The organism is Arthrobacter sp. SLBN-112 (genome assembly GCF_030944625.1).
In the GTDB taxonomy this organism is placed as follows: domain Bacteria; phylum Actinomycetota; class Actinomycetes; order Actinomycetales; family Micrococcaceae; genus Arthrobacter.
Genome location: NZ_JAUSXY010000001.1, coordinates 3,911,541 through 3,932,819 on the forward strand (window position 1 = coordinate 3,911,541; position 21,279 = coordinate 3,932,819).

The 21,279-nt window shown below is 65.3% G+C and carries 20 protein-coding genes; 5 read left to right on the forward strand and 15 right to left on the reverse strand.

Annotated elements, in window-relative coordinates:
* Positions 1-41: 41 nt before the first annotated feature.
* The 14 genes from QF050_RS18115 to QF050_RS18180 form a co-directional block, all read right to left on the reverse strand.
* Entirely contained in the window at positions 42-1,178 is a 1,137-nt protein-coding gene (locus QF050_RS18115; RefSeq protein ID WP_285244809.1) for an adenosine deaminase, read from the reverse strand.
* A 39-nt stretch (positions 1,179-1,217) separates the two neighbouring features.
* Positions 1,218-1,949, reverse strand: coding sequence for a DedA family protein (locus QF050_RS18120; protein WP_308931661.1), 732 nt, complete (start codon positions 1,947-1,949; stop codon positions 1,218-1,220).
* A gap of 133 nt (positions 1,950-2,082) precedes the next feature.
* A complete protein-coding gene (locus QF050_RS18125; protein WP_308931662.1) occupies positions 2,083-2,712 on the reverse strand; it encodes a VTT domain-containing protein in 630 nt (209 codons plus the stop codon).
* Between the two features lie 6 nt (positions 2,713-2,718).
* Entirely contained in the window at positions 2,719-4,041 is a 1,323-nt protein-coding gene (locus tag QF050_RS18130) for a thymidine phosphorylase (protein WP_308931663.1), read from the reverse strand.
* Positions 4,038-4,445 carry a cytidine deaminase gene (locus tag QF050_RS18135; RefSeq protein WP_308931664.1) on the reverse strand — a complete coding sequence of 136 codons (408 nt, stop codon included), beginning with the start codon at positions 4,443-4,445 and terminating at the stop codon, positions 4,038-4,040. Before QF050_RS18135 ends, QF050_RS18130 begins: the two co-directional genes overlap by 4 nt.
* Before the next feature lie 5 nt (positions 4,446-4,450).
* Complete coding sequence (locus tag QF050_RS18140; RefSeq protein ID WP_308931665.1) at positions 4,451-5,971, reverse strand: ABC transporter permease; 1,521 nt, start codon at positions 5,969-5,971, stop codon at positions 4,451-4,453.
* Positions 5,968-7,365 carry an ABC transporter permease gene (locus QF050_RS18145; protein WP_308931666.1) on the reverse strand — a complete coding sequence of 466 codons (1,398 nt, stop codon included), beginning with the start codon at positions 7,363-7,365 and terminating at the stop codon, positions 5,968-5,970. Before QF050_RS18145 ends, QF050_RS18140 begins: the two co-directional genes overlap by 4 nt.
* Complete coding sequence (locus QF050_RS18150) at positions 7,358-8,953, reverse strand: ABC transporter ATP-binding protein (RefSeq protein WP_308931667.1); 1,596 nt, start codon at positions 8,951-8,953, stop codon at positions 7,358-7,360. The genes QF050_RS18145 and QF050_RS18150 overlap by 8 nt, the downstream gene beginning before the upstream one ends.
* Positions 8,954-9,181: 228 nt before the next feature.
* Entirely contained in the window at positions 9,182-10,294 is a 1,113-nt protein-coding gene (locus QF050_RS18155) for a BMP family ABC transporter substrate-binding protein (RefSeq protein WP_308931668.1), read from the reverse strand.
* Positions 10,295-10,560: 266 nt separating this feature from the next.
* Positions 10,561-11,574, reverse strand: coding sequence for an NADP-dependent oxidoreductase (locus QF050_RS18160; RefSeq protein WP_308931669.1), 1,014 nt, complete (start codon positions 11,572-11,574; stop codon positions 10,561-10,563).
* Positions 11,571-12,002, reverse strand: coding sequence for an organic hydroperoxide resistance protein (locus QF050_RS18165; RefSeq protein WP_308931670.1), 432 nt, complete (start codon positions 12,000-12,002; stop codon positions 11,571-11,573). The genes QF050_RS18160 and QF050_RS18165 overlap by 4 nt, the downstream gene beginning before the upstream one ends.
* Positions 12,003-12,048: 46 nt before the next feature.
* Complete coding sequence (locus QF050_RS18170; protein WP_308931671.1) at positions 12,049-12,483, reverse strand: MarR family transcriptional regulator; 435 nt, start codon at positions 12,481-12,483, stop codon at positions 12,049-12,051.
* Between the two features lie 154 nt (positions 12,484-12,637).
* A complete protein-coding gene (locus QF050_RS18175; protein ID WP_308931672.1) occupies positions 12,638-13,855 on the reverse strand; it encodes an amidohydrolase in 1,218 nt (405 codons plus the stop codon).
* Positions 13,856-13,954: 99 nt separating this feature from the next.
* Positions 13,955-15,088 carry a mannose-1-phosphate guanylyltransferase gene (locus tag QF050_RS18180; RefSeq protein ID WP_308931673.1) on the reverse strand — a complete coding sequence of 378 codons (1,134 nt, stop codon included), beginning with the start codon at positions 15,086-15,088 and terminating at the stop codon, positions 13,955-13,957.
* A 281-nt stretch (positions 15,089-15,369) separates the two neighbouring features.
* On the opposite strand from QF050_RS18180, the gene sdhC reads away from it, so the two are divergent.
* From sdhC to QF050_RS18205, 5 genes are all read left to right on the forward strand, one after another.
* Positions 15,370-15,750, forward strand: a complete 381-nt coding sequence (gene sdhC, locus QF050_RS18185; RefSeq protein WP_081624141.1) for a succinate dehydrogenase, cytochrome b556 subunit — start codon at positions 15,370-15,372, stop codon at positions 15,748-15,750.
* 3 nt (positions 15,751-15,753) lie between these two features.
* On the forward strand, positions 15,754-16,215 hold the full coding sequence (locus tag QF050_RS18190; RefSeq protein ID WP_018761927.1) for a succinate dehydrogenase hydrophobic membrane anchor subunit: 462 nt from the start codon (positions 15,754-15,756) through the stop codon (positions 16,213-16,215).
* A gap of 108 nt (positions 16,216-16,323) precedes the next feature.
* On the forward strand, positions 16,324-18,123 hold the full coding sequence (sdhA, locus tag QF050_RS18195) for a succinate dehydrogenase flavoprotein subunit (RefSeq protein ID WP_308931674.1): 1,800 nt from the start codon (positions 16,324-16,326) through the stop codon (positions 18,121-18,123).
* A 1-nt stretch (position 18,124) separates the two neighbouring features.
* Complete coding sequence (locus QF050_RS18200; RefSeq protein WP_308931675.1) at positions 18,125-18,907, forward strand: succinate dehydrogenase iron-sulfur subunit; 783 nt, start codon at positions 18,125-18,127, stop codon at positions 18,905-18,907.
* Positions 18,908-19,023: 116 nt separating this feature from the next.
* Positions 19,024-19,788 (forward strand): alpha/beta hydrolase, encoded by a 765-nt coding sequence (locus QF050_RS18205; RefSeq protein WP_308931676.1) that lies wholly within the window; start codon positions 19,024-19,026, stop codon positions 19,786-19,788.
* Between the two features lie 41 nt (positions 19,789-19,829).
* Here QF050_RS18205 and QF050_RS18210 read toward each other — a convergent pair whose 3' ends face one another.
* Positions 19,830-21,131, reverse strand: coding sequence for an extracellular solute-binding protein (locus QF050_RS18210; RefSeq protein ID WP_308931677.1), 1,302 nt, complete (start codon positions 21,129-21,131; stop codon positions 19,830-19,832).
* Positions 21,132-21,279 lie beyond the last annotated feature (148 nt).

Below are 21,279 nucleotides of genomic sequence, written 5' to 3' on the forward strand. Positions count from 1 at the left end.
GCAGCTCCGCCGTGGCAGAGCTGCCGGCCGCGGGTTGCTGGTCAGCCAAGGTTGGCGTAGGCGTCGTTGATGTACTCCACCAGCGCTTCCTTTTCCTCCAGGGGCAGGAAGGATGCCTCGGCGGCGTTGAGGGTGAGCTCCAGGAGGTCGTCGAGGTCGTAGTCAAACGTCTCCACCAGCAGGTTGAACTCATCGGTCAGGGTGACGCCGCTCATCAGGCGGTTGTCGGTGTTGATGGTGACGTTGAAGCCCAGCTGGTACAGCATGTCCAGCGGGTGGCTTTCGATGCCCTCGCCAAATCCGGCGATCGCTCCGGTCTGCAGGTTGGAGGACGGGCAGATTTCCAGGGCGATGCCGCGGTCGCGGACCCAGCTGGAGAGATCGCCCAGGGTGACCAGGCCGACGGTGTCTCCGGCCTCATCGTCATCGTCGAATTCCACCATGATGTCCTCGGCGATCCGGACGCCGTGTCCCAGGCGGAGGGCCCTGCCGTCAACCAGCGCGGACTGGATGCTTTCCAGCCCGGCGGCCTCGCCGGCGTGTACCGTGGCGGGGAAGTTGTGCTGGGCCAGGTAGGTGAACGCGTCCTTGAACCGGCTGGGCAGGAAGCCGTCTTCCGCGCCCGCGATGTCAAACCCGACTGCACCCTGGTTGCGGTGTCGCACTGCGAGTTCGGCAATCTCCTGGCCGCGGTCGGCGTGGCGCATGGCGGTGATCAGCTGGCCCACCTGGATCTCCCGGCCGGTCTCCGAGACGGCCTCGACGCCTGCCTCCAGGCCATCCTGGACCGCTTCCACGGCCTCATCCAGGCTGAGCCCCTTCTGCAGGTGCTGCTCCGGCGCCCACCGGACCTCGCCGTACACCACGCCGTCATCTGCCAGGTCTTCAACGAATTCCTTGGCCACCCGGAACAGGCCATCGTAAGTCTGCATCACGGCCACGGTGTGGTCGAAGGTTTCCAGGTAGCGGACCAGGGAGCCGGAGTCTGCGGATTCGCGGAACCACTCGCCCAGGGCAACCGGGTCCGTCGAGGGAAGCGTGTGCCCAACGGCTTCCGCCAGTTCGATAATCGTGGCCGGACGGAGTCCCCCGTCCAGATGGTCGTGAAGGGAAACCTTGGGCAGGCTCTTCAGGTCGAAATCAATGGCAGGGGCGGCGTCAAGAATGGGCTCAGTCACGTTCCCACCTTAGGGTGGGGCGGGGTTCAAAGCCAGCCGCTACTTGGCGGCGGGACCCGCATCCGCCGACGGCACCGTGAGGGGCCGGGTGCCGGGCCGTTCATCCTGGTCGGAGGCGTTTCCGGCCCATCCGTCCACTTCGGTTTCAGCTTCGGGGGCGTCGTGGCGTCCCAGCCGTTTGTGCCACCAGCGGAGGGCGTGGTCGATGACGACGCCCAGGACAATCGCGAACACGACCGCGATGCCGGCGCTCAGGAGCGGGTTGTGGTGCAGCCAGGGGAACGAGCTGGCAAGCACCCCGATGCCAAGGGAGTACCCCACCCATGTGACGCATGCGAAGGCATCGAAGACGAAAAACCTCCGGTGCGAGAAACCGGTGCTGCCGGCCACATAGTTGACGGCCACCCGACCCCAGGGGATGTAGCGCGCGGTGAAGATGAGCACCGCCCCGCGCTTCTCCAGCTCGTAGCGGGCCCAGGCGAACACTTTCCGAACCTTGGGCCGGCGCATCCAGCCCCACCGGTCCAGTCCGATTTTCCGGCCGAGCATATAGGCCACGTTGTCGCCGCAAATGGCACCGATCAGGGCCGTCAGGCCAAGGATCCAGAGATTGGGTTCGCCGCTGTGCCGCGAGAAAGCCGCGAGTGCCACGATGAGGGTCTCGCTGGGGACCACCATGGCGAAGCCGTCCACGAAGAAGAACACCAGCAGCACGGGGTAGATCCACCACTGGCCCGCTGCATGGAGCACGGCCTCATTAATAAACTCCACGCGGTGTTGCTCCTGTAAAAAATGGCACAGCCAAAGCGCCGCAGCCAAAGCGGAAATCGTTCCTAAGTGTCCCATGCCGGGGACGCAGTCCGCTACGCCCTGCTGCCCGGAATTTTCCCGTTAAACGCGGGGCTCAGGTCCCGGGTTCCCGGATCCGTTCCACCACGTTGGGTTTACCCCGGAATTTGTTGATCACCAGGTCCACCAGGATGCCCAGGGCTACGGCACAAATGATGGCGATCACGGCGCCCAGGACGTGGTTGTCCTCGAACCATTGGCCGAAAAACAACCCGATCGTCACGGAGTATCCGGCCCACAGGCTTGCGGAGAGGACGGTCAGGCCAACGAACCGCAGGTGCGGATAGTGGGTAACACCGGCCGTCAGGTTGACCGCCACCCGCCCGATCGGAACGAACCGGGCCACCAGGATCAGCGAGGCCGGCCGCTTTCGCAGTTCCCGGCCCGCCCAGCGGAAGGCGGCCTGCATCCGCGGTCCGCGCATCCAGGCCCAACGGGTGGTACCCACCCGGCGGCCCAAAAGGTAGGCAATGTTGTCGCCAACGAAGGCGCCCGCGGCAGCCACCCCGGCAAGGAGCAGAGGGTTGGGAACATCCGCGGTGGCGGCGACGGCGGCGAGGCCCACCACCACGGATTCGCTGGGGACGGGCGGGAAGAAGCCGTCAATGATGCAGCACGCCAGCACCAGGACCAGCACCCAGGGCTGTCCGGCTGCGGCGAGGATGAAGTCGTTGATGGCCTGCATTGGTCCCTATGCTATGCGGTCGATAATCAGCTGCTGGGCAGGCCGCGAACCCTCCGGAGCGATGACCACCGCGTGTTCGAGTGCTTCCCGGGCCCGGGTGAAGCGGTCCGGCGTGTCCGTGAGCAGTGTCATCAGGGGCTCCCCCGCCCGTACGGTGGCGCCCGGTTTGGCGTGCATCCGCACCCCGGCCCCGGCCTGCACGGCATCTTCCTTGCGGGCACGGCCGGCCCCCAGCCGCCAAGCGGCCACACCGACAGCCAGGGCGTCGAGTTCCACCAGCACTCCGTCCGCGGGCGCGTAGACCACGTCCGATTCCCTGGCCACGGGCAGGGCGGCGTGCGGATCGCCTCCCTGGGCGGAGATCATCCGGTTCCAAATGTCCATGGCGCGGCCGTCCTTGAGCGCGGCGGCGGGATCGGCGCCGTGCACTCCCGCAGCGGCGAGCATCTCTTCGGCGAGCCGGACGGTCAACTCCACCACGTCTTCCGGGCCGCCTCCGGCAAGTACCTCCACGGATTCCTCCACTTCGATCGCGTTGCCGGCGGTGAGTCCCAGTGGCGTGTCCATGTTGGTCAGCAGGGCCACCGTGTTGACGCCGGCGTCCTTGCCCAGGGCCACCATCGTCTCGGCCAGCTCCCGGGCCCGGGACTCATCCTTCATGAACGCTCCGCTGCCCACCTTGACGTCAAGGACCAGCGAGCCGGTGCCCTCGGCGATCTTCTTGCTCATGATGGACGAAGCGATGAGCGGGATGGCTTCCACGGTGCCGGTAACGTCCCGGAGCGCGTAGAGCTTCTTGTCCGCGGGTGCCAGGCCTGCACCGGCGGCACAGATCACCGCCCCTACGTCCTGGAGCTGGGCCAGGATCTCGTCATTGGTCAGGCTTGCGCGCCACCCGGGAATCGACTCGAGCTTGTCCAGGGTGCCGCCCGTGTGGCCCAGGCCGCGGCCGGAAAGCTGTGGGACGGCGACGCCGAAAACGGCGACGAGGGGGGCCAGCGGCAACGTGATCTTGTCCCCCACCCCGCCGGTGGAGTGCTTGTCCGTGGTGTATTTCAGGCCGCCGTCGGGACGCCTGAGGCTGGAGAAATCCATTCGCTCCCCGGACGCGATCATCGCGGCGGTCCAACGGGCAATTTCCGCCCGGTCCATGCCGTTGAGCAGGATGGCCATGTTCAGGGCCGCCATCTGTTCGTCGGCAATGGCTCCACGCGTATAGGCGTCGATGGTCCAGTCGATCTGCTCGGGGCTCAGGATGCCTTTGTCGCGCTTGATGCGGATGATGTCCACCGCATCGAACGCCTCGGTGTTGCTGGTGGTTTGGGTCACCGGGTCTCCTCCAGATGTTGGGGGCCAAATGCGTCGGGCAGCACCTGGTCCATCGTCCTGATGCCTTGGGTGGTCATGAGTTCCATGTCCGGGGCGCGGAATTCGTAGAGCAGCTGCCGGCAGCGGCCGCACGGCATCAGGACCGTACCGTCGGCGTCGACGCAGTAGAAGGCGCGCAGCAGGCCGCCGCCGGTCATATGCAGGTTGCCTACCAGGGCGCATTCGGCGCACAGGGTGAGCCCGTAGCTGGCGTTCTCCACGTTGCAGCCGCTGACGATCCGGCCGTCCGTGGTGAGGGCGGCCGCCCCCACCGCGAATTTGGAATACGGCGCGTAGGCGTTTTTCATGGCGGCGACGGCGGCAGCTTCGAGGGCCGCCCAGTCAACGGTTCGCGCGTCATCCACGGCCGTCACCCTTTGACGTACGGTATGCCGTCGGCCGCTGGCGGCCTGGACCGTCCCACCAGGCCGGCCACCGCGATGACGGTCAGGGCGTAGGGCAGCATCGCCATGAACTGGCTGGGCACGGGCGAGCCGATGATGGTGATGATGCTCTGCAGGTTGTCGGCGAAACCGAACAGCAAGGCTGCCAGGAAGGCCCCGATAGGATTCCAGCGGCCGAAGATCATGGCGGCAAGGGCGATGTAGCCGCGGCCGCCGGACATGTCCTTGCTGAAGGCGTCCACCGACACGAGGGTGAAGAAGGAACCGCCGATTCCGGCGATCGCGCCGCCCATGAGGACGTTGATGAAGCGGGTGCGGTTGACGTTGATGCCCACGGTGTCCGCCGCTTGCGGGTGTTCGCCGACGGCACGCACGCGCAGGCCCCACTTGGTGTGGAACAGCCCGACGTAGACGACGATGACGGCCACGTACATGAGGTAGCCCACCAGGGACTGGCGGAACAGGATGGGGCCGATGATCGGGATGTCGGCGAGGAACGGAATATCCACTGCCTGCAGTCGGCCGGGCTTGTTGAGGTGTTCGGGATCGGCCGTGAGCAGGGTGGAGAACAGGAAGCTGGTGAGGCCGCTGATCAGGACGTTGAGGACCACGCCGACGATGATCTGGTTGACGAGGTACTTGATGCTCACCACGGCCAGGACGAGGGACACGAGCGCACCGGCGACTGCCGCCGAGATGAGCCCCACATAGACATTCCCGGTCACGGTGGCAACGACGGCGGCGGAGAACGCACCGAGCAGGAGCTGGCCTTCGATGGCGATGTTGACCACCCCGGCCCGTTCGCACAGCACGCCGGACAGTGAGCCGAACACCAGGGGTACTGCCAGGGTCACAGCGCCGGCCATGAGGCCGCCGAGGGAAATGGAGGGTTCGGGGTCACGGCCGCCGGCGACGATCCAGATCATGAATCCGACCAGGAAGACCACCGCGAAGATGCCGCCCAGCCATCCGGGGGTGCGCCGCCGCTGCATGGTCAGGAAACAGGCGTACCCGGCCAGTGCGAGCAGCAGGACCGCGCAGGTCCAGCCGAGCGCCATCGAAGGCACGGTTATTTTTTCCACCCTGGCGACGCCCAGGGCGGCCAGGCCCAGGACGGCGACGGCGGCGATGGTGGTGGCGGGTATCCAGCGGTCCACTCCCCCGCCCTCCCGCCGCTGGCTGATCCAGCGGTAGCCGACATAGGCGGCGGCAGCCAGCGCCAAGGCGAGGGTGATCCATGCTGCGGTGGAGGAAGCGTTCGGATCGCGGGCTTCGGCGATCCGGAAACCTGCAGATTTTGAGTTGGCCAGGAACCCGAACAGCACGGTGCCCAGGATGGCGAGCAGGCCCAGGCCGACGCCGGCCTTCCAGCTCACCAGTTCGGTTGTGCCTGCGTGGCCTCCGGCGCGGTTGGCTCCGGATGTCTCGCCGGTTCCCTTCCCGGCGCCGGGCTGTTTGCCGGCCGGAGATTGTGTGGTGGCGCTCATGCTGCCGCTCCGCTCTTGACGCCGCCGGTACGCGAACCTGCGGTCCCACTTGTGGTGGTCTTCTTCTTACGGGGGTTGAGTCCGAATATCGCACGGACCAGCGGCGGTGCTGCGATGAACAGCACGATCAGGGACTGGATGACGAGCACGATGTCGATTGGCGTCTGTGTCTGGGCCTGCATGGCCACGCCGCCGGCGCGGAAGGCGCCGAACAACAGGCCCGCGAAGAAGGTTCCCCATGGCGTGGAGCGTCCCAGCAGTGCGACCGTGATGGCATCAAAGCCGATGGAGGCGGCCACCCCGCCGGAGAGGTACTTTTCCGTGCCGGACACCTGGGCTACGCCGGCCAGGCCCGCCAGCGCACCGGCGATCGCCATCACCAGGATGGTGCTGCGGGCGACGTCGATGCCGGCTGTGCGCGCAGCGCTGGGGTTCGCCCCAACGGCGCGGAACTCAAAACCGATCGTGGAGCGGTTCAGCAGCCACCAGACGAAGGCGGTGGCGGCGATCGCGACCAGGAAGCCGGCGTGCAGGCGGAATTGTGGTCCGAGCAGTTCGGGGAACAATGCGGTGGAATCAAGGAAAGGGGAGATCGGGTTGGTGGAACCCTTGCGCTGGAAGGCCGGGGTGGTGAGCAGGAACAGCAGCAGGAAGTTGGCGATGTAGTTGAGCATGATGGTCACGATCACCTCGTGCGCGCCGGTCCGTGCCTTCAGCAGGCCCACAACGCCGCCCCACACCGCGCCGCCGACCAGGCCGGCCAGGATGACGACCAGCAGGTGCAGGCCAATGGGCAGGTGCCAGGCGAAGCCGACGTAGGCGCCGAAGAGCGCGCCGAAGATGATCTGCCCTTGGGCACCGATGTTGAACAGGCCGGCGCGGAACGCCAGCGCGACGCCGAGCCCGGCGCAAATCAGCGGGGTTGCGACGGTGAGGGTCTCGGTTATCGGGTACAGCTGGGCGGCAAGGTCGGCACCGGCCCAGTTGAAGATGGACCCCTGCACCAGGGCAGTGTAGGGACGGATGACCTCGGTCAGGAGGTCTCCGGGCTGTGCGAAGAAGTAGCCGGCCGTAACGGCGACCTTGGGGTTGGTCACTGCCATCAGGATGCCGCCGAGCACGATGGCCAGCAGCACGGAGAGGAAGGAGACCATGGCGTTGCCGGTGAAGACCTGGTGCAAAACGGATCCGCTGCCGTCCCGGTCATGGTCCCGGCCGCGCCGCTGGGTGGCTGCCGGAACGGCGGACGGCGGCATCTGGCCGCCGGCGGTGTCCAGGACGACGTCGGAGGCGACAGCCTCGGAGGTGGTGCCGCCGGGCACCTGGGTCCCGGCGGGCTCAGGGGCGCTGGGGTGGCTTGTGGCCTGCGGTTCCGGGGTTGTCTTTTCAGACATGGGATTCTCCTTCGTGGCCGGCAGGCTGCGATACCGTCGCTGTGGTCGTGGCGCCGGAGGCATGGGCGGAGGCGCTGGCTTCGGCTTCTGCGGCCGGGACACCGGCCATCATCAGGCCCAGCACGTCGCGGGACGTGGTGGCGGGTACGATCCCCACCAGTCGGCCGCGGTAGAGCACCGCGATCCTGTCTGCCAGCTGCAGGACTTCGTCAAGTTCCGTGGACACGATCATGACCGGCGTTCCGTGGTCACGTTCGGCGATGACGCGCTTGTGGACGAACTCGATCGAGCCGACGTCAAGCCCGCGTGTGGGCTGCGAAGCGATGAACAGGCGGAGCGGACGGGAGAGCTCACGGGCCAGGACCACCTTCTGCTGGTTGCCGCCGGAGAGGGTGCCCACCGCGGCGGACACGGAGGGTGTGCGGACGTCGAATTCCTCGACCTTCCTGGCAGCGTTCTCCGCGATCACGCCCGGTTTCATCCCCATGCCACGGGCGAAGGGTGCCTTGTCGTAGAGGTCCAGGATCATGTTTTCGGAGATGGTGAACGTGCCCACCAGGCCGTCGAGGGTGCGGTCCTCGGGGACGAAGCCCACGCCCGCACCGAGGACGTGCTTGACGCTCTTGCCCAGCAGTTCCTCGCCGTCGAGCGTGATGGACCCGGCCACATGCGGCTGCACGCCAAGGATCGCCTCGGTCAGTTCCGTCTGGCCGTTGCCTTGCACTCCCGCGATGGCGAGGACTTCGCCCTTGGCTATGTCGAACGACAGGTGATCGACCACGTGCTGGCCGTTGTGGTCCGTCACGGTAAGGTTGCGGACCTTGAAGGTCACGTCACCGGTCTTGGCCGGTGCCTTGTCGAGTGTCAGGCTCACGGTGCGGCCCACCATGGCGGACGCCAGCTCGGTGGGGGAAGCTGTGGGATCCGCCTGCCCCACCACCTTGCCGCGGCGGATCACCGTGATGGTGTCCGAGATGGCTTTGACTTCACGCAGTTTGTGGGAAATGAAGACGATCGACTTACCGTCCCGCTTCAGCTGCCGGATGATGTCCAGGAGTTCGTCGGTCTCCTGCGGCGTCAACACGGCGGTGGGTTCATCGAGGATAAGCACCTCGGCATCACGAACGAGTGCCTTGATGATCTCGACCCGCTGCTGGACGCCGACGGGCAGGTCCTCCACCATGGCGTCGGGGTCGACGTCGAACCCGTACTGGTCCGAGATGCGGCGGATCTTCTCGCGCGTGGCTTCCAGGTTGAGGAGGCCGGCGGCTTTGGTCGCCTCATTGCCCAGCGCCACATTCTCGGCCACGGTGAAGACCGGGATGAGCATGAAGTGCTGGTGGACCATCCCGATACCGGCCGCCATCGCCTCGCCGGGGTCCTTGAAAACGACGGGCCTGCCATCGACCAGGATTTCGCCTTCGGTCGGATCGTACAGGCCGTAGAGCACGTTCATCAGGGTGGATTTCCCCGCGCCGTTCTCTCCCAGGAGGCAGTGCACCTGCCCCGGTTCGACGACCAAATCGATGTGGTCATTGGCTACCAGGGATCCGAATCGCTTCGTGATCCCTTTCAGTTCGAGTTTCAAAACCCTAACCAATCTGTGTGTGTATGGATCTGCTCCGGCACGCGCTGTCGGCGGCGAGGCAGCGGGTAGTCCCAGCCTAGTGTCACGGGTTGTTCCTGGGCAGGGCAGGCAGGCGGCAAAAATGGACCGCCGGCACGGTGCCGGCGACCGTACGTTGCCAGCAAAACAGAACGCGCTGCCCTCCGGCCGGGGTAACGGCGGAAGGGCAGCGCGCCCCGCGGTTCGGTGCTACTTGGTGGGGCTGGACTTCGACTCGACCTTGACGGTGCCGGAGATGATGTCCTTCTTGAGCTGGTCCAGTTCACTCTTCAGGTCAGCCGGCACGGCGGAGTCGAGGTCGTGGAACGGAGCCAGGGCCACGCCGCCGTTTGCGAGGGTTCCGATGTACGGCGAGGCGTCGAACTTGCCGTCCTTGTCGTCCTTGATGACCGTCTCCACCGCGGTGGACATGGTCTTCTGGACTGAGGAGAGGATCACTGACTTGTAGTCCGTGGCCGTCAGGTAGCCATCGGAGTCAACCCAGATGAGCTTGGCGTCCTTGCCCTTGGACTTGGCGTCGAGGATGGCGCTGCCCGCGCCGCCTCCGACGGGTCCGGCGACGGGAAGGACAATGTCTGCGCCCTGGTCAAGGAAGCCCTGGGTCAGGACCTTGCCCTTATCCACCTGCTTGAAGTCGCCGACGAAGGTGCCGTCCTGCTTGTCCTTGTCCCAGCCGATGAGCTGGACGCTCTTGCCCTTCTTCTCGTTGTAGTACTTCACGCCGTCGGCAAAGCCGTCCATGAAGATGGTGACGGTGGGGATGTTGATGCCGCCGAAGGTTGCGACCTTCCCGGTCTTGGAGGTGCCTGCTGCCAGGTAGCCGGCCAGGAATGCAGCCTGGGCCGTGTCATAGACGATCGGCTTGACGTTCTTGGGGAACGTGGGGTCGTTGTAGTCAATGATGGCGAAATGGCTGTTGGGGTTGGCCGTCGCGATGGACTTGGTGGCGTCGCCGAGCAGGAAGCCGACCGTCACGGTGAGCTTGCAGCCCTGCTGGACCATCGAGCGGAGGTTGGGGTCGTAGTCGGTGTCAGCCTTGGACTGGACGTGCTTCTCCTGGATGCCGAGGTCCTTGACCGCGCTCTGCAGGCCCTCGTAGCCGGACTGGTTGAACGACTTGTCGTCGAATCCACCGGAGTCGGACACCATGCATGCGGTGTAGTCCGAGGCGGTGGCTGAACCAGAGGGGCCGGACGCGGACGGGGCGGCACCACAACCGGTGAGCAGCAAGGCGGACGCACCGAGGGTGGCCACACCGGCCATTGAACCGCGCTTGAAGCCGGCACGCAGTGATTTCTTCAATTTTCCTCCAGGGATGATGCGAGTGGCACTACGGGCTGGAATTCAATGAGTGTCCGTTTCGGCGCTGAAATTCTGTTTTCACTGAGGGCACGCAGCACTGCGCAGGAGCGCACTGATGGCACTTACTTTAGTGGCCTGCGCCACGTCCCCATAGCACGGCGGGAGCTGACTCCGGAGATTGTTTACAAGTTGTTACCAAGCAGTAGGGGCGCCCCGAAGGAGGCGCCCCTACTGCTTGTGATTTTGTGGTTGTGGTTGCCGCCGGACTAGAGCCGGACCAGCATCTTTCCGGTGTTCGCGCCGTCCAGGAGATCCATGAATGCCTGCGGCGCGTTCTCCAGTCCGTCCACGATCGTCTCGTCATAGCGCACGGTACCGTCCGCCAGCCAGCCGGCCATTTTCTCCGCAAACTCCGCCGCATGCTGCCGCTGTCCGCCCACCAGGAAGCCGCGCAGCGTCAGTTGCTTGCCGATGGCCTGCATCAGGTTGTGGGGCGCCGGGGTGGGCTCGGTCGAGTTGTACTGCGCGATGGCGCCGCACATTGCCACCCGGCCACCCACATTGAGGACTGCCAGGGCGGCCTCTAGGTGTTCGCCGCCGACGTTGTCGAAGTAGACGTCGATGCCGGCGGGGCCTGCGGCCTTCTGCAGTTGCTCGACCACCGGTCCATCGTGGTAGTCGAAGGCCGCGTCAAAGCCAAGTTCGAGGAGCCGTGCCACCTTGGCGGGCGAGCCGGCCGAGCCGATCACGCGGGAGGCCCCCATGGCCTTGGCGATCTGCCCCACCAGGGAGCCCACGGCACCGGCGGCACCGGAGACGAAGACGGCGTCCCCCGGCTTGAATTCGGCGACCTTCAAGAGGCCGGAGTAGGCCGTCAGCCCGGTCATGCCCAGGGCGCCAAGGAAGGCGGAGGCCGGTGCCAGGTCCGTGCGGGCCGGGGTGGTGGCAGCACCGTCAACGACGGCGTGCTCCCGCCAGCCGAGGGAATGCACGACGACGTCACCCTCCTTGTGTGTAGATGAACGGGACGCGATCACCTCGCCCACCGCACCGCCGTCGAGCGCTTTGCCAACGGCGAACGGCGCGGAGTAGGACTTCACGTCATTCATCCGGCCCCGCATGTAGGGGTCGACCGACATGAAGAGGTTCCGGACCAGGATCTGGCCGTCCTCAAGGGCGGGAAGCGGGGACCCTGCCAGTTCGAAGTTGTCGCTGGAGGGACGTCCCACGGGGCGCGACGCCAGCCGGATTTCACGGGTGGTGGCAAGTGCTGTGCTCATGATGCGTACTCCAAAATCTTGATGTCAACGTTGATGTTGCCCCGGGTGGCGTTCGAGTAGGGGCAGACTTCATGCGCTTTGGCCACCAGTTCTTCGGCGGTGGAAAGGTCCAGCGCCGGCAGGGCGATTTCCAGTTCGGCGGCAAGCCCGAAGCCGGTTCCGCCATCCAGCTGTCCCAGGTGGACTTTCGCTGCCACTGCCGAATCGGTGAGGTCGGCGCCTGCCTTGCGGCCTACCAGGCGCAGTGCGGAGTGGAAGCAGGCGGCGTACCCGGCGGCGAAAAGCTGTTCAGGGTTGGTGCCGCGGCCGCTGCCGCCCAGCTCCACGGGGCTGGCCAGGTCCACTGCCAGCTTGCCGTCGTTGCTGCGTGCTGTGCCGTCACGGCCTTCGCCCGAGGCAAGCGCCTCAGCGGTGTAGAGAGTTTTCACGAAAGAATGTCCGTCCTGTAGGTGGGATGGTGCAGTGTGTCGCCACTTAGAGCGACTGGTGCAGTGCGGCCGTGAGCTTGCCCAGGGTGGCGCGCAGTTGTTCGAGCTCTCCGTTCGAGAGCCCTGCGGCGTCGGCCAGCCGCTGCGGGATGGCGCTTGCCGGGCCGCTGAGGTCGCGCCCTGCCGGTGTGAGGTGGATTGCCACGCGGCGTTCATCCTCGCCGGACCGTCGGCGTTCCACGAGGCCCAGTGCTTCCAGACGTTTGAGCAGGGGCGACAGGGTCCCCGAGTCGAGTCCGAGTTCCCCGCCGAGTTCCTTGACGCCGCGGGGCTCGCTTTCCCACAGCACCAGCATCACCAAATACTGCGGGTAGGTGAGCCCCAGCTCGTCCAGCACGGGCCGGTACACGGCGGTGGCGGCCCGGGAGGCCGAATACAAGGCAAAGCACACTTGGCGGTCCAGGCGGGGGGCTTCGGTCATGACAAAACCATAGCCCACAATTAAATTGTGCACAACTTACCTAGAGCCAAAGCACCCGCACACTGGCCGTCGTCGTGATCGCGGACGTTTCCGGCGCCGGGCATGGACAGCCCGCAGGGCTTGCACGCCCCGGCGTGGATGGGCCGCCGGGCGGCTACACTGCGGGCGGCTGCTCGAGGTCCCTGATGGTCCTCAGTGCTGCCGCAGTGAGCACGCGGATACCCAGGCCGAGCGAGCGCTCGTCCAGGATGTAGTCGCCGCGGTGGAGGTCATAGTCCTCGCCACCGGGCGTCTTGGTGCCCAGGCGCATCATGGCGCCGGGAAGTTCCGCCAGGAACCAGGCGAAGTCCTCGCCGCCCATGGATTGGGGGGTCAGCACCACGGCGCTTTCGCCGATCTCTGCCCGCGCGGCCGCCTCGATGATGGCCGTTTCATGCTCGGAATTCACCACGGGCGGCACTCCCCTGGTGTGCTCCAGGTGGACATCCACTCCGTAGGGTGCCGCCACCTGGTGGACTACTTCGTCGAGGAGTTCGCCGGCGGCGTGCCAGGCGTCGCGGTCCAGGCAGCGCATGGTTCCGGCCATGTACCCCGAGCCGGGAATGGCGTTGGGTGCCGATCCCGCGGTGATCTGGCCCCACACCACGGACACCCCGCTGCGGACATCAACCCGGCGGGACAGGACAGCCGGCACGTTGACGGCGATCTGCGCCAGGGCGAAGACGAGGTCCTCGGTGAGGTGCGGGCGTGACGTGTGGCCGCCGCGGCCCGAAAGTTCAATCCTGATGGTGTCCGAGGCCGACGTGATGGCCCCGATCCGGGTTCCGACCTTGCCCACCTCGATGCGGGGATCGCAATGCAGCGCAAGTATCCTCGGGACGCCCTCCAGCACGCCCTGCTCGATGCACGCATGTGCGCCGCCGGGCATGGTTTCCTCGGCGGGCTGGAAGATGATCCGCACTGTTGCGCCAAGCGGCGATTCCTGGTGCATCCGCTGCAGTACCAGGGCAATGCCAAGCATGGTGGTGGTGTGCACGTCGTGGCCGCAGGCGTGGGTGACACCGTGGTTCCTGGACGCGAACGCCAGACCGGTCTCCTCGATGATGGGCAGCGCATCTATGTCGCCGCGCAGCGCCGTGGCGATGGGGCCTTCGCCGACGTCCACGGTCAGGCCGGTGCCTTCCAGGCGGCGGGGGCTCAGCCCGGCGGCTTCGAGCCGCTCAGCCAGTTTGTCGGTGGTGCGGAACTCCTTGAAGGACAGCTCCGGGTGCGCATGCAGGTCCCGCCGGAATTCGATGAGTTCCGGCAGGAGCGGTTCAAGCCACGGAGCCACCAGGGCGGTGGGCTCGGCTTCGGTAGTGTAATTGCGCACTGTTTTACTCTAGCGATCGCGGCCCCGATAAGGGCCATTCACTGACGCCCCGTTACAACGTGCATCCGCCGGCGCGCGATGCGCCGGCAGATGCAGCGCTCACAGGACGTCCGTGTCCCCGCTGGCTTTGAGGGCATCGACCGCTGCCTTGACCCGCTGGGAATTGGCCATGGTGGTGACCAGCAGGGCGTCGGGCGTATCCACGATGACAACATCCTGGATGCCGATCAGGGCGATAACGCGCTTGGTATCCGTGACCACAACACCGCTCGAGTTCTCGGTGAATACCCGCGCGCCTTCGCCCAGGACGGTGACGTCGTCCACTTCCTTGGCGCTGTTGAGGCGGCCAACGGAGGCGAAGTCGCCAACGTCGTCCCACCGGAAGGTCCCGGGCACGACGGCGACGTCCCCGGCTTCGGCGGCGGGCTCGGCCACTGCGTAATCGATGGCGATCTTGGGCAGGGTGGGCCAGATCCGGGCAGTGACTTCGTCACGCTCGGGGGTGTCCCAGGCCCGTGCGATTTCCTGCAGGCCCTTGAACAGCTCCGGCTGGTTGGCCTCAAGGTGCTTGAGCATGAGTGCCACGGGTGCCACGAACATGCCGGCGTTCCACACGTAGTCACCGCTGTCCACGTACTGCTGGGCCACCACTTCGTCGGGCTTTTCGACGAACTCCACAACATCGTGGGCGCTGGGCGCTCCGTCGATGTGCAGCGACTTGCCGGAGCGGATGTAGCCGAATCCGGTTGACGGGTGCGTGGGCTTGATGCCGATGGTCACGATCTTGCCGGCGGCCGCCGTGTGGATTGCCTCCCGGACGGCTTCCTGGAAGAGGTGGTCGGGGCTGATGACCTGGTCGGCGGCGAAGGATCCCATGATGGTGTCGGGGTCGCGCTCGTGCAGGATGGCGGCGGCAAGGCCGATCGCCGCGGCCGAGTCCTTGGGCTCCGATTCCAGGATGAGGTCGGCGTCCTGGACCTCGGGAAGCTGGCGGCACACGGCTTCGCGGTGCGCCTTGCCCGTGACCACCAGCACCCGGCGGCCCGCAAGCGGATGCAGCCGGTCGTAGGTGGCGCGCAACAAGGTGCTGCCCGATCCGGTGAGATCGTGAAGGAACTTGGGAGCTGCTGCTCGTGACAGGGGCCAGAGGCGGGTCCCCACTCCGCCTGCCGGAATCACCGCAATGAAGCGGTCAAGGGGTGAGGCCGGGCTTGTCACTTTGTCTGTACTCATCACGGCTACTTTAGCTGACAGGCCGCGGCCGGCAGCTGCGCCCCGTCATGAGCCGTTCACCGCTGCAGCCCGTCATCGCAGAGCCCAAAAGACTGCATCTGTGTGGCGTTCGTCTCATTCTCGCCAAAAAACCGCTCCAGTGCTGGTCTCCAAGAATCTCCTAAATTGAATAAGCTGTAGGCGAAGCCTAGATTTAGGCCTGAGCTACGAGTGCTCTCGCAGCAGGCGTTCCCCCCGCATGGATCTCATGCCAGCGCCGCTGTGTGCAGGGAGGTTTATCAGTGCCGACAAAACCAGCTGGCACCTTGTACCGCGGCCGTGAAGGCATGTGGTCCTGGGTAGGACACCGCATTACCGGTGTAGTGATCTTTTTCTTCTTGTTGGTCCACGTCCTGGACACCTCCTTGGTGCGTGTGTCGCCGGAGGCCTACACCGCAGTGATCGGCGCCTACAAGAACCCGCTGATGGCGCTGGGCGAGACCGGCCTTGTCGCCGCGATCGTGTTCCACGCCTTCAACGGGCTGCGGATCATTGCGGTCGACTTCTGGAAGAAGGGCGCCAAGTACCAGCGGCAGATGCTGTGGGCAGTCCTGGCTCTCTGGATCGTGACCATGCTTGCGTTCTCCATCCGCCACCTGTCCCTCGCCCTCGGAGGTCACTAAGACATGACTGCAACGATCGAGAGCCCCCGCAGCGGTCGGGTAGCTCCCCAATACCGCCGGAGCGGCGGTTCGCGCGGCAACTTCGAGATGATCGCCTGGCTGTTCATGCGCCTTTCCGGCGTGGTGCTGGTGGTCCTCATCTTCGGGCACCTGTTCGTTAACCTCATGGTCGGCGAAGGCATCCACGCCATCGACTTCGGTTTCGTGGCCGGCAAGTGGGCGGATCCGTTCTGGCAGTTCTGGGACCTGGCGATGCTGTGGCTGGCAATGCTGCACGGCACCAACGGTGTGCGGACCATCATTAACGACTACGCCGAAAAGACGGGGACCCGCCGCTGGCTGAAGACCGTCCTGTACGCGGCCGCCGTCGTCATCATCCTCCTGGGCACCTTGGTGATCTTCACCTTCAACCCGTGCCCCGTGGTGGACGGCGTTGCGCTTCCGGGCGGATTCTGCCCTGCCTAGTTCAGGCACAACCCCGGGCCCGCGGGCTTTCCCGCGGGCCCTGTTTTGCGGAGCAGGCAAAGCCGCCCCGTTGTTTGATAGCGAATTTTGAGAGAAAGAGCGTCTGGTATGCAGGTCCATAAGTACGACGTCGTCATCGTCGGTGCCGGTGGCGCTGGCATGCGCGCCGCGATCGAGTCCGGTCAGCGCGCGCGCACAGCAGTACTGACCAAGCTCTACCCCACCCGCTCGCACACGGGTGCGGCACAGGGTGGCATGTGTGCAGCCCTTGCCAATGTCGAGGAAGACAACTGGGAATGGCACACGTTCGACACCGTCAAGGGCGGCGACTACCTGGTTGACCAGGACGCTGCCGAGGTCATGGCCAAGGAAGCCATCGACGCCGTGCTGGACCTCGAGAAGATGGGCCTGCCCTTCAACCGCACGCCCGAGGGACGCATCGACCAGCGGCGCTTCGGCGGCCACACCCGCGACCACGGCAAGGCTCCTGTCCGCCGTGCCTGCTACGCCGCAGACCGCACCGGCCACATGATCCTGCAGACCCTGTACCAAAACTGCGTCAAGCACAACGTTGAGTTCTACAACGAGTACTATGTCCTGGACCTGCTGACGGTCGAAGAGGACGCTGTCCGCGAGGACGGCACGCCCTTCAAGCAGAAGCGCGTGGCCGGCGTCGTGTCCTACGATCTCGCCTCCGGTGAACTGCACGTCTTCCAGGCAAAGTCCGTGGTGTTCGCCTCCGGCGGCGCCGGCAAGGTCTTCAAGACCACCTCCAATGCACACACCCTCACGGGCGACGGCATGGGCATCGCCTTCCGCCGCGGCATCCCGCTGGAGGACATGGAATTCTTCCAGTTCCACCCCACCGGCCTTGCCGGCCTGGGCATCCTGCTCTCTGAAGCCGCCCGTGGTGAAGGTGCCATCCTGCGCAACTCCGAGGGTGAGCGCTTCATGGAGCGTTACGCCCCCACCATCAAGGACCTGGCACCCCGTGACATCGTGGCCCGCTCCATGGCCAACGAGGTCCGTGAAGGCCGCGGCTGCGGTCCGAACAAGGATTACGTCCTCCTGGACCTGACCCACCTGGAGCCGGCGCACATCGATGCCAAGCTCCCGGACATCACGGAGTTCGCCCGGACCTACCTCGGCGTGGAACCGTACACCGAGCCCGTACCGGTGTTCCCCACCGCCCACTACGCCATGGGCGGCATCCCCACCAACATCACCACGGAGGTCCTGCAGGACAACGACACCGTGGTGCCGGGCCTCTACGCTGCCGGTGAAGTGGCCTGCGTGTCCGTCCACGGCTCCAACCGCCTGGGCACCAACTCCCTGCTGGACATCAACGTGTTCGGCAAGCGCGCCGGCGTGGCCGCCGCAGAGTACGCCAAGACCGCCGATTTCGTGGAGCTGCCGGAGAACCCGCTGGCCTACACCACCGAACTGCTGGACATTGCCCGCAACGGCACCGGCGAGGAAAAGGTGGCCCAGATCCGCAAGGAACTGCAAGACACCATGGACGCCAACATGCAGGTGTTCCGCACGGCGGATACCCTGAACCAGGTGTTGCGCGACATCGCTTCCTTCGAGGAGCGGTACAAGCACATCAACGTCCAGGACAAGGGCAAGCGCTTTAATCTGGACCTGCTCGAGGCCGTTGAGCTCGGCTTCCTGCTGGAATTGGCCAAGGTCATGACCGTGGCCGCCCTGCACCGCGAGGAATCCCGGGGCGGGCACTTCCGCGAGGACTTCCCCGAGCGTGACGACGAGAAATTCATGAAGCACTCCATGGCGTACAAGGATGACCATGCGCCGGCCGACGGATCGGCGGAATCAATCGCCGGCATCCGCCTCGCCACCAAGCCGGTTGTCTTTACCCGCTACGAGCCGATGGTGAGGAAGTACTAAGATGACCGCTGAAATCGCTGAGCCAGCCTCAAAGGTTGAACTGCCCGCCGGCGTTGGCGGGGGCGGGGAAATCCCCACGTTCGATGTCCACCTGCGGGTCCGCCGGTACAACCCGGAGGTTTCCGAGGAAGCCACCTGGGATGACTTCCACCTCACCATGTACGGCACGGACCGCGTCCTGGACGCCCTCCACAAGGTGAAGTGGGAAACGGACGGAACCCTCTCCTTCCGTCGCTCCTGCGCCCACGGCGTGTGCGGGTCCGATGCCATGCGCATCAACGGCCGCAACCGCCTCGCGTGCAAGACGCTGCTGAAGGACCTGGACACGTCCAAGCCCATCACGGTGGAGCCCATCAAGGGCCTGCCGGTGGAGAAGGACCTGATCGTGGACATGGAGCCGTTCTTCCAGTCCTACCGCGAGGTCATGCCCTTCCTGATCAACAAGGGCCACGAGCCCACCCGGGAGCGCCTGCAGTCCGCGGAGGACCGTGAGCGCTTTGACGACACCACCAAGTGCATCCTGTGTGCCGCGTGCACGTCCTCCTGCCCGGTGTTCTGGACGGACGGGCAGTACTTCGGCCCCGCAGCGATCGTCAATGCCCACCGTTTCATCTTTGATTCCCGTGATGACGCCGGCGACATGCGCCTGGAGATCCTCAATGACAAGGAAGGCGTGTGGCGCTGCCGCACCACCTTCAACTGCACGGAGGCGTGCCCCCGCGGCATCCAGGTCACCCAGGCCATCGCAGAGGTCAAGCAGGCCATCCTCGCCCGCAAGATCTAGGGTACGTCCAGCACCAGTTGTAACAGCCGACGGCGCCGCTCACCATCCGTGGTGGGGGCGCCGTCGTCGTATCACCACCGCAACAACCAGGCCCGCACGCACGAAAGGGGATCCTCTTGTCCCGCTCCGAAAAAGTATCCTTTGCAGGCTCAACCGGCGAGACGCTGTCCGGAATTGTCGACGTCCCGGAGGGTCCCGTCAAGGGCTGGGGAGTCTTTTCGCACGGATTCACCCTGGGCAAGGACAGCCCCTCCGCTTCCCGGATGTGCAAGGCACTGGCAGACAGCGGCATCGGTATGCTGCGGTTCGACAACCTGGGCCTGGGCGGCTCCGCCGGCGAGTGGTCCGAAGGATCGTTCAGCCACAAAGTGGCTGATACCGTGAAGGCCGCCGAGTTCATGCGCGCGGAGGGAAGAGAGATCTCGCTGTTGGTGGGACATTCCTTTGGCGGTGCCGCCGTGCTGGCAGCCGCGCGTGAGATTCCCGAGCTCGACGCCGTGGCGACAGTAGGCGCGCCCTTCTCCCCCAAGCACGTGGCACACGTTTTTGATGCCGCCCTCGACAGGATCCTCAGCGAGGGCAGCGCGGAGGTCGACCTGGGCGGGAAGCGGGTGGAGATCCGCCGTCACTTCGTGGAGGACCTGGAGAACGCCGACCTGACTGACTGCATCCGCCAGCTGCACAAGCCGCTGATGGTGCTGCACTCCCCCACCGACAACACGGTGGGGATTGAGAACGCCAGCACGATCTTCCAGACCGCCCGGCACCCCCGCAATTTTGTCTCCCTCGAGGGAAGCGACCACCTGCTGACCGGCAAGGGCCAGGCAGCCCGCGCCGCCCGGATCATCGCGGCCTGGGCCGATCAGTACCTCGACGCCTGAAACGCACCCCGTTCCAGGGCGTACCCCGGGCAGCCCCGCTTCTACTTGCCGATGGCGGCCTTGCTCTCGCTGATCCACTGCTCTGCCGCCTTGTCCGGCGCCAGCCGCTTGAACAGGACATCGGTATTGATCCGGGCAGTGATCTCGGAGACGGCGGTTGAGCCTGTGGGTCCGATGTAGGTGGGGGCGAAGTCCATCTTGCCGATCTGGTTGATGTAGTCGGCCTCCACCTTGCCCTGCGGTGTGAGCATGTCCTTGATGGCGCTGCGCATGTCGGCGTTGCTGGGAACGCCCCTGTCGCTCTGGATGATTTTGGCCGCCGATTGGTCGTTGACCAGGAAGCTGACGAGCTTTGCCGCAGCGTCAGTGTGCTTGCTGCGGGCCGAGATGGTGTAGAACTGCGAGGACTGGAGCCAGATCCCGGGCGTGGGCGTTTCGCCCGGGAGCTTGAGCAGCTTGAGGTCGGCGCCGGAGGCCTTGCTGAGGGCGGACAGTGAGTTGCTCCAGGTGAGCATCATGGCGGCTTTACCCATGCCCATGAGCGTTTGCTCGGTGCTGACGTTGAGCTTCTCGACGGTCTCGGAGGCGCTTGGAGCCGCCCCGGTCCCGCTCAATTTCAGCGAGTAGTCAAAGTAGTCCTGGACAGTTTCCTTGCCGAGCCCGAGCTGGCCGTCCTGGGTGTACAGCGATTCACCCCGCTGTCGGGCGAAAGCGTCCAGGGAGTCGTGGGTGAGCACTGTTGCGGTTCCGTAGGTTCCCTTCGGACTGTGTGCCGTGACATCCGCCGCGATTTTCGCGAAGTCGTCCCAGCTCCAGGTACCGTCGTCCGGCAGCGGCACTCCCGCAGCTGCGAACACCGCCGGATTGACGACGATGGCCAGGGCGTTGGCGCCGGTGGACACCCCGTATTGCTTGCCTTTGACCTGGCCGTTTTCCAATGCGCCCTGGTCCATCCTGGACAGATCCAGTGAGCCGTTCACCGTGGACAAATCCAGCAAAGCACCCCGGTTGGCGTACTCCGCCGGATAGGCGCCGCCCATGGTGATGACATCGGGAGCATCGTTGGCGGCTACCTGGGTGGCGAGCTTGTCGAAGTATCCGCCGATGTCCCCGTACTCCGGCTTGACCTTGATGTTCGGATTGGCCTTCTCGAATTCGGCAATGGCCTTGTTGGTCAGGTCGGCACGGCCCGCGTTGCCCCACCAGGAAAACCGGATTTCAACAGGCCCGTCCTCCGCCTTGTTCGATGGGGTGCTGGAGCAAGCGGAGGTGAAACCCAGCAGTGCCACGGCCGCCAGGATGGCAGTTGATTTACGAAGACTTTGGATAACTTTGTGCGTCATTGGGCAAGCTTCTTCCGACATGGGAAAGCGATTTCGTGAAACGTATCAAAGGCCTGCTTCGGACGTCAAGAGCCCATCATTACAGGGCGTGTTCAACACAGCGTTTCCTTACAGCTCCGATAGTTTTGACAGCGCGGAATGCAGAAGG

Coding starts and splice junctions, on each gene's coding strand:
- QF050_RS18125 (WP_308931662.1), bottom strand. CDS start 2,712: ATGCAGGCCATCAACGACTTCATCCTCGCCGCAGCCGGACAGCCCTGG.
- QF050_RS18200 (WP_308931675.1), top strand. CDS start 18,125: ATGACCGCTGAAATCGCTGAGCCAGCCTCAAAGGTTGAACTGCCCGCC.
- QF050_RS18145 (WP_308931666.1), bottom strand. CDS start 7,365: ATGTCTGAAAAGACAACCCCGGAACCGCAGGCCACAAGCCACCCCAGC.
- QF050_RS18170 (WP_308931671.1), bottom strand. CDS start 12,483: ATGACCGAAGCCCCCCGCCTGGACCGCCAAGTGTGCTTTGCCTTGTAT.
- QF050_RS18160 (WP_308931669.1), bottom strand. CDS start 11,574: ATGAGCACAGCACTTGCCACCACCCGTGAAATCCGGCTGGCGTCGCGC.
- QF050_RS18210 (WP_308931677.1), bottom strand. CDS start 21,131: ATGACGCACAAAGTTATCCAAAGTCTTCGTAAATCAACTGCCATCCTG.
- QF050_RS18190 (WP_018761927.1), top strand. CDS start 15,754: ATGACTGCAACGATCGAGAGCCCCCGCAGCGGTCGGGTAGCTCCCCAA.
- sdhA (WP_308931674.1), top strand. CDS start 16,324: ATGCAGGTCCATAAGTACGACGTCGTCATCGTCGGTGCCGGTGGCGCT.
- QF050_RS18180 (WP_308931673.1), bottom strand. CDS start 15,088: ATGAGTACAGACAAAGTGACAAGCCCGGCCTCACCCCTTGACCGCTTC.
- QF050_RS18140 (WP_308931665.1), bottom strand. CDS start 5,971: ATGAGCGCCACCACACAATCTCCGGCCGGCAAACAGCCCGGCGCCGGG.